We start from the raw sequence: 16,432 nt of genomic DNA, 5'->3' as shown, positions 1-16,432 counted from the left end.
GTGCAGCCGCGCCGCTTCCGGTGAGGAGTGACCGACGGGAGACCGCGGGTGAATCTTGCATGGGTTCCTTCTTCTTGCTGGGCAGCTTCGATGCTGCTGTAAAAGTTGGTGGTGGTGTATGGCCCCGGTTCAGGGAAGGAGGCTCCGAGCACCGTCAAAAATGTCGGCCATGGTCCATGCGTCGAGGGAGACTACCTGTGCCGTGCCCTCGGCGGCAAGGCTGACATGGTCCCCGCCCAGCGTGGGGTAGACGCGGGCGGTGAGCGGCATTCCGTTGGCAAAAATTTCGACGGCGGACCGGTCCAGGAGGACACGAAGGTGCACCCGTCCTTCGGGCATGGGGACGGGTCCTGACTTGTCTTCCGCATCAACGGCTGGATCAAGGCTGCTGTGGGTGCGGTCCAGGCGGAGCGTGCCATTGACGGTGTCGTCAGCCGCCCTGCGCAGCTCGATGACCGTCTCCTCGCTGGGGCCTCCGGGACTGCCAGGGACAGTGGAGCCCAGTACACCGAGCCGCACCACTGCGCCAAGTGCCAGCTGAAGGTCCAGTTCGAGGTCGAGTTGCCTGCCCGAGACACCGGTTTCCAGGGGCGCCAGGTCACCGGTCAGCACCTGCCCGCGCAGACCGGCGTGGTCCCGGCGCAGCTTCTTGATTTCCGGTACGGGTGCGAAACGGAGGGTCCCGTCCTCGGCCGCCGTGACGGTACGCGGCAGGCTCATCACCCCGGACCAGCCGGCCTCCACCATCGCGAGATCACTTCGGCCTTCCTGCAGCCAGCCGAACATGACACGCCGGCCGGACTCATCCTGGAACGACTGCGGTGCGTAGAAGAAACGGCCGCCGTAATCGAGCCGGTGCAGCGCCGCGGGTTCGAAGCTGTCCCCGGCGTACCGGCCGGTCCAGTACAGCGGGTGGCGGGTGTCGCCGTCGTTCCATGCCGAGAAAACCAGCACGTCCGGCGAGCCGGCGGAGGGTGCGGACCCCAGCGAACCCTGTCCCGCCCGGAAAAGGTCCACGCATTCCCACATGGTCCCCGTCCAGTCAGTGTCCGCAGGATCGCCCTGCGAGGCGTCGCCGATGAACAGCGGCCCGATGTAGTCCCATCGCCGCAGGTCCGCTGACTCGTACAGGAACGCTGTACCGCCGCGCTGGCTGATGCCCGAACCCACCAGCTGCCGCCACTTTGTTCCTTCCCGCCAGACGCAGTGATCGCGGTACGCCGTGATGTCTACTCCAGCCGGCGGCGCTGCGATCACGGGATTTCCGCTGTCCTTGGTCCAGTTCAGGAGGTCCGGGGATCCGACGGCGACGCAGGGCAGCTCCTTGCCCTCGGACCGCCCCGAATACACCAGGGTGGGCTTGCCGCCGTCGTTCACCAGGACCCCGGACCAGCAGCCCTCGGCGTCCGGTCCTGCGGACGGTTCCAGGGCAACGGGCTGGTCCTTCCACGTGACCAGGTCCGTGCTGGTGGCGTGGCCCCACTGGATGCGGTGGTGGAACGCGCCCTCCGGGTTGTACTGGTAGAAGAGGTGGTACGTGCCGTTCCATTGGCTGACGCCGTTGGGATCGTTGAGCCAGCCGGCCGGTGACACGAAATGGAAGCGGGGCCGGAGGGGGTCGGCTTCGGCCCGGGCCACCAGTTCATCCTGTGGAACCGTTGCGAGCGGGTGGGTCAGTTCAGTCATGCGGAAGCCCCTTTTTGAGCGTTCGACGCCGGACGGCTGGGCTGGGTTGGTTCGCCGGCCAGGGCATGGCCGGCGGCGCCGGCCCACGGCCGGTAGAGGTGGCAGCGCACCCAGTGGCGGTTTTCGGGGTCTCCAACCTGGTGGCGCACGGGTTCTTCGGCTGAACAGGCCTGGTTCGGGTGGCCGTCAAAAGCGCACGTGGTCGAAGCCATCACCGCCTGCCGTAGTTCGGCCCGGCGGACGGGATCGTAGGAGCCTGCCCGGGCCGGGTCCGGGACAGCCGAAACGAGGAGTTGGGTGTAAGGGTGTGCGGGGTTGGACAGCAGGTCCAGGGACTCGCCTTCCTCAACGAGTTCACCGGCGAACATGACGGCCGTCCGGTCCGCCAGGTATCGGGCGGATGCGAGGTCGTGGGTGATGTAGAGCATGGAGATTCCCTGCTCGTCGCGGAGCTTCCGCATCAGGTTCAGCACACCGATCCGGACGGAAACGTCCAGCATGGAGGTGGGCTCGTCGGCGAGGATGACTTTGGGTTCCACAGCGAGGGCCCGGGCAATCGCAACGCGCTGGCGCTGGCCGCCGGAGAGCTCGTGCGGGTAGGAATTCAGCATGTCGGCCTGCAGTCCCACGGTGGTCATGAGTTCTTCGAGCCGCCGCACGGTCTCCTCCGCGGAACCGCCGCCTTTGCCGTGGATGGCCAGCGACCTCCGCAGGAAGTGCTCGATCCGGTGGGCCGGGTTCAGTGAACCGAAGGGGTCCTGGAAGACCATCTGCAGTTGGGACCGGAACGCACGCGACGCCTGGAACCGGTCGCGCTTGAGGATGTCGACGCCGTCGATCAGGATCGCGCCGCTGCTTGGCTTCTCGAGCCGGGCAACGCAGCGGGCCAGGGTGCTTTTGCCGGAACCGGACTCTCCCACAAGCGCGACGATTTCGCCGCGGTTGATTGTCAGATCCACGCCGTGCAGGGCGCGGACTGAGTCGCGGGAGAACAGCCCTCCAATGGGGAACGATTTGCCGAGGCCACGGATTTCAAGGGCGGGGGTGCGTGTGGAGGACGCAGCCACCGGGGATGTCAGGGAGTGGCTCATCGTGCGGCTCCTGCCAGGTCTGCGGAATCAATCACTGGAGCGTCGGCACCAAGCGGAGCCACGAAATGGCCGGGTGCCGCCTCGGTGAGGTCCGGGATGTTACGGAACTTCACGCCGTCGGGCAGTCCCGTCAGCAGTACCCGCGGGCCGGTGAGCGGCGGGAATGCGCCCATCAGCGCCTGGGTGTAGGGGTGGCAGGGGTTGGTGTAGACGTCCTGCGCTTTTGCAGTCTCCACGATCCTGCCGCCGTACATCACGGCCATGCGGTGCGAGAGTTCCACCATGAGTGACATGTCGTGGGTGATAAAGAGGACAGAGAAGCCGAGCTCGCGCTGGAGGTCTTTGATCTGGGCCATGATCTCCTGCTGCACCACCACGTCCAGCGCGGTGGTGGGTTCGTCCAGGATCAGGAGGGATGGCTTGAGCGCCACGGCCATCGCTATCACTGCACGCTGACGCATGCCGCCGGAGAGCTGGTGCGGGTAGGACTTGAGGCGTGCGGGGTCTATCCTCACCAGTTCCAGCAGTTCGCCGGCCCTCCGGAGGGACTCCTTGCGGGAGTAGCCGGCGTGGGTGGTGAAGATGTCCACGATCTGTTCGCCGATGGTCAGCACGGGGTTGAGTGAGTTCATGGCTGACTGGAAGACCATGGCCACGTCCTGCCAGCGGAAGCGCCGCAATTCCTCCGGGCTCATGGCCAGGACGTCCTTGCCGCCAAAGGAAATGCTGCCACCTGCGATCTTCGCGGGATCCTTGAGCAGCCGCATGATCGAGTTGGCAATGGTTGATTTTCCGCAGCCTGATTCCCCTGCGAGCCCGAACACCTCACCGGTGCCGATGCTGAAGGAAACGCGGTCCACGGCGGTGGTGGAGCGGGTGTCCCCGATGTACTTGACGGTGAGGTCCTTGACGTCCAGGACGGGTTCGTGGGAGCCGAAGGACACTTGGGAGATGGTCATTTGGAGGCGCTCCTTTCGGTATCTTTCGGGGTTTTGATCTTCCGCAGGCGCGGGTTGGTGACCTCGTCCACGGCGTAGTTGATGAGGGCCAGGGCGAAGGCGACCAGTGCGATGCAGACGCCCGAGGGAACGAACACCCACCAGCTGCCGGTCAGCAGGGCGCCTTCGTTGCCTGCCCAGAAGAGGTTGTTGCCCCACGAGACCGTGCTGGCGTCGCCCAGGCCCAGGAACTCCAGGCCTGCTTGGGCACCGATGCCGTAGATGACGCAGGCCAGCAGGGTGCCCATCACGATCGAGGCCATGTTGGGCAGGATTTCGCGGAACATGATCCGGCCGGCCCGTTCGCCGGATACCACGGCCGCGGCCACAAAGTCCTTCGAGCGGATGGACAGGGCCTGTGAGCGCAGGACGCGTGCTGAGCCTGCCCAGCCGGTGACCACGAGGACAAGAATCACTGTGCCCAGTCCCGGAGGGAGGAACGCGGCCAGGATGACCAGCAGCGGCAGACCGGGGAGGAGCAGGAAGACGTTGGTTGCCAGGGACAGCGCTTCGTCGATGAACTTGCCGAAGTACGCCGAGGCAAGTCCCACCAGGATGCCGATGAAGGTGGACGCGAAGCCCACGGTGAGCCCCACGAAGAGGGAACTCCGGGAGCCGTGGACGGTCAGGGCGAGCACGTCCTGTCCCTTGGCTGTAGTTCCCAGCCAGTGCTCGGCTGACGGTTCCAGCGACGCCATCGCGGTGATCCGCGACGGGTCGCCGGGGAAAAGCACCGGTGCCAGCAGGGCCAGTGCGATGAAGACGAGCATCACGGCCATGCCTGCCAGGGCCTTCTTGTTGGTGAGGATGCCGTGGACGAAGCTGCGGTTGGGCTTGCGGGCCGCCGGGGTTTTGGCGGCCGTTGTGCCGGGTTGCTTCAGGATTGCGGTTGTCATGATCGCTCCCTCTAGTTGCTGCGCACGCGCGGGTCGAGGCGGACGTAGAGGATGTCCACCAGGAAGTTGGCCAGCAGCACGGCGGCGGTGATGGTCAGGAACAGGCCTTGCATGAGCGGGTAGTCGAGGCCCTGGACGGCGTTGAGGAGCTGGTATCCGACGCCGGGGTAGGCGAAGACCACCTCGGTGAGCAACGCACCGCCCACCACGAACCCCAGTCCCATGCCGAAGCTTGTGACCGACGGGAGCATGGCGTTGCGGGCTGCGTAGCGGAGCATGATGCGGCCCGGACGGAGCCCCTTGGCTTCGGCCATGGTGATGTAGTCCTCGGAGTTGGTGGCGATCATGGTGTTCCGCATGCCCAGCATCCAGCCGCCGATGGAGACCAGCACGATGGTGAGTGCCGGAAGCACCAGGTGGGCGCCCACGTCGCCGATGAATTCCCACGTGAACCCGGGCTCCAGGCCGGCGGTGAAGGCGTGGCGGATGGGGAACCAGTTCAGCACTACGCCGAAAAGGTACAGGGCGCCCATTGCGAGCCAGAAGTACGGGAACGAGCCGATGAATACGAGCAGCGGTGGAAGCGCGGAGTCGATCGCGCCGCCGCGCCGCCAGGCGGCGAGGACGCCCAGCAGGTTACCCACGACGGCGGCAATCACCAGCGCGGTTCCGCCGAGCAGGAGGGTCCAGCCGATCTGGGACGAGATGACCTCGGTGACCGGGGTGGGGAACCGGGAGATGGAGACGCCCATCTGCCCGGTGAAGATGTTGGTCATGTAGCCGATGTACTGCTCCCAGAGGGGCCGGTCGTCAACACCCAGCAGCTTGCGCAGGGCCTCAATCTGTTCGGGCTGCATTCTGTCCTGGGAGCGGGCGAACATGCGGGAGACGGGGTCCCCGGGCATGAATCGGGGGAGCAGGAAATTCAGGGTGATGGATGCCCAGAAGGCGATCAGGTAGAAACCCAGGCGGCGCAGGATGAAGCGCACGGTTTCCCTCCATTCGGGAATTACGGAAAAGTTTGGGGGCTGGCCGCCGGATGATCCGGCGGCCAGCAGTGGTGCGTGATGGGCCCACGCCGCCCGGGTTCCCTGGCCGAAGCGAAGCGAGGCTAGGGAGGCGGTGGGGAGTTACTTGCGCGGTTCCAGCGTGGTCAGCACAAGCACCGTAGAAGGTGAGCGGACCGAAAGGGTTGCGTAAGGGTTGTCCTCGGTGGGCCAGCCGGTGAAGCGGGTGTCATTGAAGGCGCCCCACTCCGGACCGGAGAACAGCGGCACCAGCGGTGCGGCGTCGTCGTATTCTTCCTGCAGCTTGTTGGCGATGTCCTTCTGCTTGGACTCGTCGGACTCTGCAGCGAACTCTGCCAGCAGGGCGTCAGCCCCGGCGTCGCCGAAGCGGTGGTAGTTGTCGAACGTCTTGGTGCCCACAGGCTTGACGGTCGACGTGCCCATTGCGGCGTTGAAATACTTGTACGGGCTGGGGTCGTTGGCGCTCCAGACGATGCCGGAGTCAAAATCGCCCGTCTCGTAGCCGGCAACCACGGCAGCCCAGTCCGGGGACTCCACCTTTGCCGTGACGCCGACTTCTGCCAGGTTCTGTGCGATCACGTTGGCCACGGACAGCCAGTCGGAAGAGGATGCGCCCACGGAGATCTTGAACTCGAACGGCTTGCCGTCCTTGAGCGTGCGCTTGCCGTCGGCACCCTTCGGGTAGCCCGCCTTGTCCAGCAGCTCATTGGCCTTCTGGACGTCCAGCTTGGTCCAGGTGCAATTCTCCTTGACCTCCTTGTTCTTCCAGGTCTCGTAGTTGCCGGAAAGCCCGGTGCAGTCCGCAGGCTCGGCGTAGCCGCTCATGCCGATCGTGGTGACCTGCTCCCGGTCAACGGCCATGCTCAGGGCCTTGCGGACGTCGACATCGTTGAAGGGGGCCTTGGTGGTGTTGAGCTGCCAGTTGATCATGGCGCCGGTGGCCGGGAACCAGTAGTGGCGGTGTTCCTTGTCCTTGGAAACGAACGTCTTTTCGATGTTCGGAATGTATTGCGGGGCCCAGTCCACATCGCCGTTCGCGGCGGCGAGGTTGGCGCCGTCGTTTCCCGCAAAAGCGAGCATCTTGATACCGGCGATCTTCTGCTTGTCCGGCTGCCAGTAGTTGGGGTTCTTTTTCAGCACAAACGACTGGGCCTGGAAACTGTCAACCTCGGTGTAGGGGCCTGTGCCGACGGGTTTGGCGTTGGCGTCCTTCTCCGGATCGGCGAGGGCGGACCAGATGTGCTTGGGCAGGATGGTGAGGTGCCCGACGTCGTACAGGGCCGGCGACCACGGCTTGTTGAAGGTGAAGGTCACTTTGTTGGTGCCTTCGGCGCTCACGGTGTCCAGGTACTCGAAGCCACCCTTGATCTTCTTCTGGAGCTCGAAGGTGTAGGCGACGTCCTCGGCCACGAAGGGCTGGCCGTCGGACCACTTGACGCCGTCGCGCAGGGTGAAGGTGATGGACTTGCCGTCGTCGGCGGCCTTCCATTCAGTGGCCAGCCACGGCACGGTGTCACCCTTGGCCGGGTTGAAGATCAGCAGCGACTCGTAGATGGACTGCTGGACCATCGGGTTGACGGTGGGGGCGAACGGGTTGAAGTTCTGTACGAACGTGCCCATGTCTTCACGCGGAATGGTGAGGAAGGCGCTGGCGTTCGCTGCGGCGTCGGTGCCGGCGGCCTTGTTGCCGTTGGCCGCACAGCCGGTCAGCAGCAGTGCGCCCACCGCCAGCCCGGCCGCCGTGGTGCGGGCAGCCCTCAGGAATCGGGGTTGTGTCATGATGGTTATCTCTTTCCTATCTTCATCAGCAAGGTGAAGGGGTGGGGGAGGGGTTGCTCTTCGAAAGTGATTTCGCGGTCAGACCGAAGAGCGTTCTAGCAGCGGACAGCCGACCAATTGCTGGTCGGCAATAATCGGCTGTCCTGCTGTCAGAGCTGCGAGCGTCTGGACTCCCAGGGCGCCCATTTTTTCAAACGGCAACGCAACCGTGGTCAGCTTGGGCCTGAGGTAGGCCGCAATCAGTTCCTGGTTGTCGAAGCCGATCACGGCGATGTCTCCGGGGATGGTCAGGCCCCGTTCCTTGATGGCGTCGTAAGCGCCCATCGCCATGCGGTCGTTGAGGCAGAACAGCGCGGTTGGCCTGTCCTCCTGCGGGTAGCGGTCCAGGATGCAGCACGCGGCCTCATACCCGCCGTCGGCCGTTGCATATCCGGGCACCACGAGCTCGGGGTCCAGCTCGAGTCCGGCATCGGCGAGTGCTTCGCGTGCACCCTCCAAACGCCCGATTGCTGCGGGAATGGCCGGGTCCAGGTTGATGACTCCGATCCGGCCGTGGCCGGCCCGGAGCAAGCGTTCGACGGCGGTGCGGCCGCCGGCGCGTTCGTCCGGGACGATCGAGGGCAGCTTCCCGTCGGCGTCGAAGCAGTTGATCAGTACGGTGGGTACTTCCTTGGCGGTTTCGGGCACGTGCACGCCACGGTGGAATGTGGCTGCGTATAGAAGTCCTTCCACGCGCTGCTCCAGCAGCTTTTCGGTTGCTGCGTCCTCCAGGCCCTGGTTGGGTCCTACGGCATCGGCCTGGTCGGAGGGCGCGATGAGCAGGAACTTGCGGTCGAGCCAGGCTTGGTCTTGTGCACCTTTGATGATGTCGACGGCGAACGGTGCCGTGACGATCTCGGTGACAATCCCGTACCAGTCACTGCGCTGGGATGCCAGTGCACGCGCTCCGGCGTTCGGGCGGTAGCCCAAGGCCTGGACAGCTTCGTTGATCCGGGTGCGGGTCTCTTCGGAGATGCTGGCATTTTCGCGGTTGCTCAGCACGAACGAAACCGCAGTCCGGGAAACTCCCGCGTGCTTGGCAACATCATTCATGGTGACACCCCGCTGCCGCGCGGCCCCGGCATGGTTCGAGGTGGTGGTTTTCGCCATTGAATGCTCCGGTGATAATCGGTGGTGCTGCCAGGTGGGTAACGCGCGTTACTTGCGCATAGATAGAGGTTACGCGCGTTACTAGATCTGTGTCAAGGGTTACATTTTCGCGTGCGAGGTGACTGCTGCCGACGATCAGAGCAGCCGCACCGAGGGCTCGTGCTAGGCGTGCGGATGCAGCTGGGACTGGTGCTGATGCTGGAGCTGTGTGCGGAGTTCGTCTTCGGTGGGTGGCTTGGCGCCGGCCCGGGATACGGTGATTGCGGCCGCGGCGGCTGCCGTGCATCCTAGCTGGTCGAGGACGGAAGGGGCGAGGCCGTTGGTTCCGTGGGTGAGGAGTCCCAGGATCAGGGCGGACATGTAGGAGTCGCCGGCGCCGATGGTGTCGACCACGGGGGTCTTCACGGCTGGAATGCTGAGGGCGGTGGTGGGTGTGGCGAGCAAGGAGCCTGATTGGCCCTTGGTGATGACAGCCAGCTCTGCTCCGAGACCCAGGATGTGTGTGGCGGTTTCCTCCAACGCTTTTTCCGGGTAAAGCCATTTGGCGTCCTCGTCGCTGAGTTTGACGACGCTGGTGAGCTGCACCAGTTCTTCGAAAGTGTGCCGTGCTTCGGCTTGGGTTCCGAGCAGGGCGGGCCTGATGTTGGGATCGTAGGTGATGATGCACTCGCTGCGGAGTTTCTGGAGGATGGCTTTGACGCAGTTGGCGCCCGGTGGCAGGAAGCTTGCGATCGAACCGGTGTGCACGAGCTTGGGCGGAGTATGTGCAAGATCCGGTGGTTCGATATCCCAGGTGATGTCGAAGGCGTAGCTCGCTGAGCCGTCGTGGGCGATGGTGGCGGTCGCCGTCGAGGTTCTCTCCAGTGGGCGGGAGCCGGGCAGGACCGTCACGCCGGCGTCGGCCAGGTGTGTTTCGAGTGCGTGCCCGCGGCGGTCCGCGCCGATTGAGGTGAGCAGTCCGGTGCTGACTCCGAGCCGGGCCAGGCCGTAGGCGACGTTGGCCGGTGACCCGCCCGGGTGTTCTGTGGTTCCCTCAGGCGTGGTGACGACGTCGGTGAGGGCTTCGCCGATGACGACGACGTCCGGCACCTGCCGGGAGGGGTGCGGCCTGCCGTTGTTGTGCATGTCTTGTTCCTTGCTTTGGGTGCTGCCCTAGCCGAGCTGAGTGACCTGGAGGCTGGTGATGGTTGCCGCGCCGCCGACGGCGTAGGCGGCGAGGCTGGTGCTGGTCTCGGCCGGGAAGATCAGTTCGGTCATGGTGACCTGGCCGTCCTGGGCGAAGACTTCAACGGAGCAGCGGTCCACGTAGATGGTGAGGGTGTAGGACCCGCGCGTTTCCTGGATGGGGGCGGTGTCAATGGAGCTGAAAGATGCGTGGAAGTCTGTCCTGCCGGACTCGCGCCGGTCCACGAGGAGTGTGGCCTGCCCGGGCCGGATGCCCACGCGGGTTCCCTTCAGGCCGTCCCCACGCAGGATGAGGCCGAATTCCTCTGCGCCTCCGGGCGTGAAGCTGACGTCAATCCGCTGGACGGTGCCGGCCGCGTCCGCCAGGACCTGCGAGCCGTCGTGGATGGTGGTGTCGGCGAGGCGGAACAGTTCAGTGTCAGCCAGGGCGGTCCAGTCGCCCGCGGGCTGCTGGGCCAGGCACAGGTCTCCGTCGCGGGCCTGGAGTGAAATTTCCCGGGCGAGGCTCATGGGGCTGCGCCAGGGTGTGGTGGGGATGTGGTTGGCGTATTCCCAGTTGTTCATCCAGGCGATCATGAGGCGGCGGTTGTCCGGGGCGTCGCTGAAGGAGACGGCGGCGTAGTAGTCCCGGCCCCAGTCCAGCCACTGGTATTCGTTGAGCCGGTCGGGGTCCTGGGGGCCTTCGGTCACGGTGGTGGCGGAGGTGAAGGTGGTGCCGTCGAAGTCACCGATGAAGTATTGGCCGGCTGAGCCGTTGTTGGGCCCGCCGGGGTTGATGTTGACGGTGAGGACCCATTTGAGGTTGTCCGGCTTTCCGTCCACCGGGAGCGGGAAAAGGTCGGGGCATTCCCAGACGCCGCCGGTGGCGTTCGCGGGGCCGAAGGTGCTCAGCAGTTCCCAGTTCTTCAGGTCGCGGGATTTGTAGAGGACTACCTGGAAGTCGGTGGCTTCGACGGCGACCATCACCCAGTAACTGTCCGCGCCGCCGTCGTACCGGATGACCTTGGGGTCACGGAACTCGGCGGAGCCGCGGTTAAGAACAGGGTTGCCTCCGTGTTTTGTCCAGCTGTAGCCCCCGTCCAGGCTGTAGGCCAGGGACTGGGCCTGGACGCCCTCATGCCCGGAGCCCGGTTTGAAGGCGCTGGTATAGATCGCCACCAGGGGCGCAGTGGATCCGTTGCCGAATCCGCTGGTGTTGTGACGGTCATGGACGATGCTTCCGGAGAAGATGTCTTCGTTCTCGTCGCAGGCGATGGCGACGGGGTGTTCGGTCCAGGTCAGCAAATCGGTGGAGGTTGCGTGTCCCCAGGACATGTTGCCCCAGACGTTTCCCAGCGGGTTGTTCTGGTAGTAGAGGTGGTAAACGCCGTTGTGAAAGATCAGGCCGTTGGGGTCATTGAGCCAGGTGTCCTTCGCCGTGTAGTGCAGGGCCGGGCGGTAGCTGTCTGTTGTGGCTGCCGTACTGGCCGAGGTGAGTGTATCCATGAGGTTCCTTTTGGAAGTGCGTGCTATTTGCTCGCGCCGGCTGTGAGGCCTTCGCGCAGGGTGCGTTGGCCGAAGATAAAGACGACCAGTGCGGGCAGCATGGACAGGATCACTCCAGCGAGGACCACCGATATGCTCCCGGTGCCGAGGTTGCCTTGGAGTGTGACCAGGCCGAGGGGGAGGGTGAAATTCTGTTCGCTGATAGTAAGGATCAGTGGCCGGAAGAACTCGTTCCAGTGGAAGTTGAAGGCAAGGATCCCGACGATGGCCATGCCCGGAACGGCCAGCGGCACGTAGACGGAACGGAAGATCCGCCACGGTCCGGCACCATCCAGGGCGGCCGCTTCCGCAAAATCATTTGGCAGGCCAAGGAAATACTGACGCATCAGGAACGTGCCGAAGGCGGTGGGAATGGCCGGCAGGATCAGTGCCAGCAAGGTATCGGACAGACCCATCCCACGGATGAGCATAAAGACGGGGACGATGGTGACCTGCACTGGAACCATCATCGTGGCCAGCACCAGCGAGAAGATGGCGTTCTTGCCCCTGAAGTCCAGGCGGGCGAAGGCGTAGCCGGCCAGAGTGGCGGAGGCCATCTGGCCAAGCGCGATCAGCCCGGTCACCAGGGCGCTGTTCAGGACCAGGAGGCCGACATTGATCTGCTTGAACACCTCCCGGTAGGCGGTGAAGTCAGGGTTGATGGGCAGGAAGGACGGGGGCAGGTTGAACGACTCCGACGGCGTTCGCAGCGAGGTGGACAGGGTCCACAGGACGGGGCCGAGCGTCAGCGCCGCAGCCACCGCCAGCGCGGCGTATCTGCCGACGGTTCCTGCGGCGGGCAGGCGGCGGTTGCGGTAGGGCTGTGGGGTGGCCGGTGTGCCGGCGGTGGAACCCGGATGCTCGTTGGTCCCTGTGTTCAGGGTCTGGCTGGACATAAGGAACCTCACTGGTAGAAGACGAAGCGGCGGCTGAGGCGGAATTGCAGGGCGGTGACGGCCAGGATCAGCACGGTCAGTACGAGGCCGATGGCCGAGGCTTCGCCGAATTCCAGTTGCTGGAAGGCGGATTCAAAGATCACCATGACGGCGGTGCGGGTGGAATCCCCTGGACCGCCGTTGGTCAGTACGTAGGGCTGGTCGAAGACCTGCAGTGCGCTGATGATCGCCATGACGGAGGCGACGAGCACGGTGGGGCTGATCAGCGGAAGGGTGACGTTGCTGAACTGTTTCCAGCCCGTGGCGCCGTCCAGGTTTGCTGCTTCGTGCAGTTCTTTCGGAATGTTGCTCAGGGCGCCGAGGAAGAGGAGGAAGGAGAACCCGAAGTTCTGCCAGACGTACACCAGGACGACGACGGCGGCGGACGCCACGGGACTGGTCAGCCAGGGTACTGCGGGAATGCCGATGAGGGACAGGAGCCAGTTCACCACGCCAAACTGTTCGTTGAACATATACCGCATGAAGATGGACACCGACGCGGCGGACAGCACCAGGGGAAAGAAGAAGGTGGAACGGAGGAATACCCTGAGCCAGGACGGCATCCTGCCCTGGAGCATGGAAGCCAGTCTGAGTGCAATGCCGAGTTGAAGGATTACTGCGACGACCACGAACACGATGGTGTTAAGGAAAGACACGCGGACGGTGGGGTCCTGTGCCAGGGAAGCGAAGTTGGCGAAACCGACGAATTGGGGTGCCGAAATGATGTCCCAGCGGAAGAAGGCCAGGACCAGCGAGCCGATGATCGGCAGGAAGGTGAACAGGGCCATCCCCAGCAGCGTCGGGGCAAGGAAAATCATCGCCAACCGTCGCTCGACGAACGAGCGGCGCGTGGCCGGTGGTTTTACGGTGTGGCGTGGGGTAGTAGAAGTGGTGGTCATGCGTTCCTCCTGAGGGCCAGTTCGAGATCGCGCTGCAGGGTGCCCATCGCTGTCCGTACGCCGGCGGAGCTGCCGCTGACAGCGGTGGAAACGTTTTTCATCAGGGCAGTTTCGACGGCGGCCTGCTGCGGCGGCGCGGGTATCGGGCCGGACGTGGGGAACCTGTCGAGGGTGTCGTAAAAGACCTTCCAATGCCGGGGCCCGGTGGCGGCGTAAAAGGACTCTTTTACCATCGAACGGCGGGTTGGAGTGGTGTTCGGCTTGGGAATGGCCAGCTGCATCGCTTCGCGGCTGGAGCAGAACTTCACCCATTCCCAGGCTGCGTCCTTATCCTTCGCCGTACGCATGATCGCATAGCCGGCAGCGCCGAACTGGTGCCGCTGCGTCCGCCAGCGGGGGAAGAACTGCACATCGAACTGATCGGCCGTCATGCCTGCATCATGCAGACCTTGCGCCCAGTAGCCACCCGCTGGCGTGGTGCCGATGCGGTTGTTCCCGAACAAGCCAACGAGGGCGTTGCCGCCCCCCGATTCAGGCCGCACGCCCAGTCCTTCGGACACGAGTTCGCGCAGGTAGTCGAAGGTCTCGATAACCCGGCCGTCCTCGGCGTTGGGAGCCAGCCATTGATACCCGCCGCCGCGGGTCGCCCGGGCAGGGTCCTTGGGATAAAAGCGGTCCCAGAGCCACTCCCCGCCGGGGGCCTTGCTCTCGGTTAGGAAGCTGGTGTCGTTGGCGTACAGCCATGGCACGACTCCGCCAAAAAGCCGGTTGGTCCAGTAGTACGGGGTGAAGTCGGCCGGGCGCGCTTTCCGCAGGGCGCGGAGGGTGGCGCTGAAGTCATCCTGTGTCCAGTCGTCCTTTGGCCGGTCAAGGCCGGCCTGGGCGAAGGTGGTGGTATTCAAATACATGTTCGCCGCGTTCCAGTCCAGCGGAAGCTGGTACAGGCTTCCCTGGTACATGAAGGCTTCCAGCAGGCTCGGATGAACATCATCGAAGTAGTCGCTCATGTCCCCAGCGTCCCGGCGGACATAATCATCGAGCGGCTCGGCGAGCTTGTCGGCGAACAGCTGGGCGCCCTCGGTGGCTACGTAGACGACGTCCGGCGGTGTTCCGGCGGCTGCCATGGTGAGGATCTTGGAAAAGAAATCCTTCCAGTCCGCGCCTTGGATCGCCTGCAAGCGGACCGGAATATCTGGGTGGGCGGCGGTAAAGGCGTTAACCAGGCCCTGCCGGGCCGCGGCATCTGCTGCCGTTCCAAGGATGGCGATGTTCAGTGCCTTGCTCCCGCGGCCCGGAATGTCACTCCCGGTCAGTCGGGGCCAGGCGCCCACCGTGGCTCCCGCAACAGCGAGGCCAGTAAGGCCCAGCACGGAACGACGCGTGAGCCGCGAAAGTCCGCTGCCGGACCGCGGCGCATACGAGGGGGGTGTGTTCCCCGGTGTCTTTTCAGACGTCATTGTCGGCTCCTCCTAACACGTGTTAAGTAGGGTAAATAGAGCACCTAACACGTGTCAAGTGAGACTTTTGCTGGAGCTTAGATGAACTTGAATTACGAGCGTGAGCTGCTTGACGAAGCGCGGACAGTGGGCTCCCGCGGAGGCTGGGCGGGTCATCCCTGGCATAACTTTTCCGCAGCCAGGCGCTGCGGAAACGGTCCGCCAGGTTAGCCGGCCGGGACCGCTGCAGTGGACGCCCGCGGTATGATCCGGCAGGGCATGTAAAGAGTGCCTGCTTCAACTTGCTCAGCTGCCGGGGCTTTTCCTTCGACCGCATCCAACAGCAGGGACATGGCCGCTGCTCCGATTTCGGCGTGCGGAAGTGCCACCGTGGTAAGGGCGGGAACAAGGTTGGCAGCGAGGTTCTGCTGGTCGTCGTAGCCCACTACGGACAGATCCTGCGGTACGCGCAGTCCTGCGGTCGCCGCGTAGAGCAAAACGCCGGTGGCAACCCGGTCGTTGGAGCAAATGATCGCCGTCGGCCGGTCTCTGCCGCCCAGGACGGAGGAAGCGGCCCGGTAGCCCTCGTCGATGTCCCATCCGGTCGCGTGGACATGCTGTTGTTCGAGGCCCAGCCCCGCTTCGGCCATAGCCTCACGGTAACCCTGTTCACGCTGCGGGGCGGCGGGGGAGCTGAGAGTTCCGGTCAACAAGGTGATGCGGCGGTGGCCCAGGTCAAGCAGCAACTGCGCCGCCGCGCGTCCGCCGTCGATCTCTGCCGGTATCACCGAATGGAGCTGCGAGCCGGTATCAGTGCAATTGGCCAGAACGGCGGGCACGGTGAGCATCGCCGGCGGGGCCGTAATTTCGCGCAGGCTGCCGGTGGCGTACATGATCCCGTCGACCTGCCGGTGCACGAGTTGCTGCGCCGCAGCGCCATCACGGGCCGTGTCATGTTCTGTGTCGACCACCAGGACCATGTATCCGCGGGCCAAGGCCGTGCGTGAGGCGCCGCTGATCAAACGACCGGCGAAAGGGCTGGTAACGATGTCATCCGTGATGATGCCGATCGTCGATGTCTGCTGGTTACGCAGGCTGACGGCAACGGAGTTGGGCGTGTAATTTAGCTCCGCCGCAGCGCGGAGCACCCTCTCCTGGCGTTCGGCGGTGACGTTGCCGTCTGCCCTGCCGTTTAGTACCAGTGACACTGCACTGCGGGACACCCCCGCCCGTCGTGCCACATCCAGTGCTGTTGCTTTACGTTTGGCCATGCCGATCCATCCCCTGCCTTTCGGCCCAGCATACCTAACTCGTGTGAGGTTGAGAGATGCCGTGTTTGGGTCTGCTTTCTGGCGAAGACGAAACGGATGAACGTCTTGGTCGGAGGAGCCGCCGGTAATGGAATTCGATGCGCACTGGAGGAGTAGGTGCTGCGGAACTTAGACTAAGTACTGCTCCGCTCGTGCCCCAGAGTCGCATCCCTGACCAGGTCACTGTCGTCTTAGCGGCCATGATTTCCTTTAGGTGCCTTCGTCGTAGACGTATGGCAGGGGGCTGAAATTGGGGTGTGGACATTGTCCACAGTCTTCGTCTCGGATCGGGTTGTACACTGGTCCGGGGTAACGTGGGAACGCCGCGGCAAGTTTTCGAAGTTCCGACCGAGCGTACGATTTGGTTGCGCAGGGGAGCGACGCCAGGACCGAGAAGTACTGACGAGCGACCGGGTCGATGAACGTTGAAGTGGCGCTGAGTTTGAGCAAATCATGAGTCGCATTTCCGAACTTAAAGCTGCTCCGACTTCTCAGTAGTGGAGGATAAGCGAACCT

Annotated in this window: 13 protein-coding genes; all 13 read right to left on the bottom strand. The window is 64.2% G+C overall.

The features are described from left to right. Nucleotides 1–129: 129 nt before the first annotated feature. Nucleotides 130–1,686 carry a glycoside hydrolase family 32 protein gene (locus tag GK109_RS00130; protein WP_157238231.1) on the bottom strand — a complete coding sequence of 519 codons (1,557 nt, stop codon included), beginning with the start codon at nucleotides 1,684–1,686 and terminating at the stop codon, nucleotides 130–132. Then, on the bottom strand, nucleotides 1,683–2,777 hold the full coding sequence (locus GK109_RS00125; RefSeq protein ID WP_157238230.1) for an ABC transporter ATP-binding protein: 1,095 nt from the start codon (nucleotides 2,775–2,777) through the stop codon (nucleotides 1,683–1,685). Before GK109_RS00125 ends, GK109_RS00130 begins: the two co-directional genes overlap by 4 nt. Beyond that, a complete protein-coding gene (locus GK109_RS00120) occupies nucleotides 2,774–3,736 on the bottom strand; it encodes an ABC transporter ATP-binding protein (protein WP_157238229.1) in 963 nt (320 codons plus the stop codon). The genes GK109_RS00125 and GK109_RS00120 overlap by 4 nt, the downstream gene beginning before the upstream one ends. After that, nucleotides 3,733–4,671 (bottom strand): ABC transporter permease, encoded by a 939-nt coding sequence (locus GK109_RS00115; protein WP_157238228.1) that lies wholly within the window; start codon nucleotides 4,669–4,671, stop codon nucleotides 3,733–3,735. The genes GK109_RS00120 and GK109_RS00115 overlap by 4 nt, the downstream gene beginning before the upstream one ends. An 11-nt stretch (nucleotides 4,672–4,682) precedes the next feature. Continuing rightward, nucleotides 4,683–5,660 (bottom strand): ABC transporter permease, encoded by a 978-nt coding sequence (locus GK109_RS00110; RefSeq protein ID WP_066275479.1) that lies wholly within the window; start codon nucleotides 5,658–5,660, stop codon nucleotides 4,683–4,685. A 141-nt stretch (nucleotides 5,661–5,801) separates the two neighbouring features. Beyond that, nucleotides 5,802–7,478, bottom strand: a complete 1,677-nt coding sequence (locus GK109_RS00105) for an ABC transporter substrate-binding protein (protein ID WP_157238227.1) — start codon at nucleotides 7,476–7,478, stop codon at nucleotides 5,802–5,804. Nucleotides 7,479–7,556: 78 nt separating this feature from the next. Beyond that, nucleotides 7,557–8,627, bottom strand: coding sequence for a LacI family DNA-binding transcriptional regulator (locus GK109_RS00100; RefSeq protein ID WP_157238226.1), 1,071 nt, complete (start codon nucleotides 8,625–8,627; stop codon nucleotides 7,557–7,559). 162 nt (nucleotides 8,628–8,789) lie between these two features. After that, nucleotides 8,790–9,752, bottom strand: a complete 963-nt coding sequence (locus GK109_RS00095) for a carbohydrate kinase (protein WP_157238225.1) — start codon at nucleotides 9,750–9,752, stop codon at nucleotides 8,790–8,792. A 27-nt stretch (nucleotides 9,753–9,779) separates the two neighbouring features. Beyond that, entirely contained in the window at nucleotides 9,780–11,297 is a 1,518-nt protein-coding gene (locus GK109_RS00090; protein ID WP_157238224.1) for a glycoside hydrolase family 32 protein, read from the bottom strand. Between the two features lie 23 nt (nucleotides 11,298–11,320). Next, a complete protein-coding gene (locus GK109_RS00085; RefSeq protein ID WP_157238223.1) occupies nucleotides 11,321–12,232 on the bottom strand; it encodes a carbohydrate ABC transporter permease in 912 nt (303 codons plus the stop codon). Nucleotides 12,233–12,240: 8 nt separating this feature from the next. Next, nucleotides 12,241–13,170 (bottom strand): carbohydrate ABC transporter permease, encoded by a 930-nt coding sequence (locus tag GK109_RS00080; protein WP_157238222.1) that lies wholly within the window; start codon nucleotides 13,168–13,170, stop codon nucleotides 12,241–12,243. After that, nucleotides 13,167–14,627: an extracellular solute-binding protein gene (locus GK109_RS00075; protein ID WP_157238221.1), complete on the bottom strand. Its 1,461-nt coding sequence runs from the start codon at nucleotides 14,625–14,627 to the stop codon at nucleotides 13,167–13,169. The genes GK109_RS00080 and GK109_RS00075 overlap by 4 nt, the downstream gene beginning before the upstream one ends. A gap of 206 nt (nucleotides 14,628–14,833) precedes the next feature. Next, entirely contained in the window at nucleotides 14,834–15,877 is a 1,044-nt protein-coding gene (locus GK109_RS00070) for a LacI family DNA-binding transcriptional regulator (RefSeq protein WP_157238220.1), read from the bottom strand. Nucleotides 15,878–16,432: the final 555 nt, after the last annotated feature.

This window comes from Pseudarthrobacter sp. GA104 (assembly GCF_009741265.1).
Classification (GTDB): Bacteria; Actinomycetota; Actinomycetes; order Actinomycetales; family Micrococcaceae; genus Arthrobacter.
Note: the sequence above shows the minus strand (reverse complement) of the source record. Positions and strands in the feature narration are given on the sequence as shown.

Coding starts and splice junctions, on each gene's coding strand:
- GK109_RS00130 (WP_157238231.1), bottom strand. CDS start 1,686: ATGACTGAACTGACCCACCCGCTCGCAACGGTTCCACAGGATGAACTG.
- GK109_RS00125 (WP_157238230.1), bottom strand. CDS start 2,777: ATGAGCCACTCCCTGACATCCCCGGTGGCTGCGTCCTCCACACGCACC.
- GK109_RS00120 (WP_157238229.1), bottom strand. CDS start 3,736: ATGACCATCTCCCAAGTGTCCTTCGGCTCCCACGAACCCGTCCTGGAC.
- GK109_RS00115 (WP_157238228.1), bottom strand. CDS start 4,671: ATGACAACCGCAATCCTGAAGCAACCCGGCACAACGGCCGCCAAAACC.
- GK109_RS00105 (WP_157238227.1), bottom strand. CDS start 7,478: ATGACACAACCCCGATTCCTGAGGGCTGCCCGCACCACGGCGGCCGGG.
- GK109_RS00100 (WP_157238226.1), bottom strand. CDS start 8,627: ATGGCGAAAACCACCACCTCGAACCATGCCGGGGCCGCGCGGCAGCGG.
- GK109_RS00095 (WP_157238225.1), bottom strand. CDS start 9,752: ATGCACAACAACGGCAGGCCGCACCCCTCCCGGCAGGTGCCGGACGTC.
- GK109_RS00090 (WP_157238224.1), bottom strand. CDS start 11,297: ATGGATACACTCACCTCGGCCAGTACGGCAGCCACAACAGACAGCTAC.
- GK109_RS00085 (WP_157238223.1), bottom strand. CDS start 12,232: ATGTCCAGCCAGACCCTGAACACAGGGACCAACGAGCATCCGGGTTCC.
- GK109_RS00080 (WP_157238222.1), bottom strand. CDS start 13,170: ATGACCACCACTTCTACTACCCCACGCCACACCGTAAAACCACCGGCC.
- GK109_RS00075 (WP_157238221.1), bottom strand. CDS start 14,627: ATGACGTCTGAAAAGACACCGGGGAACACACCCCCCTCGTATGCGCCG.
- GK109_RS00070 (WP_157238220.1), bottom strand. CDS start 15,877: ATGGCCAAACGTAAAGCAACAGCACTGGATGTGGCACGACGGGCGGGG.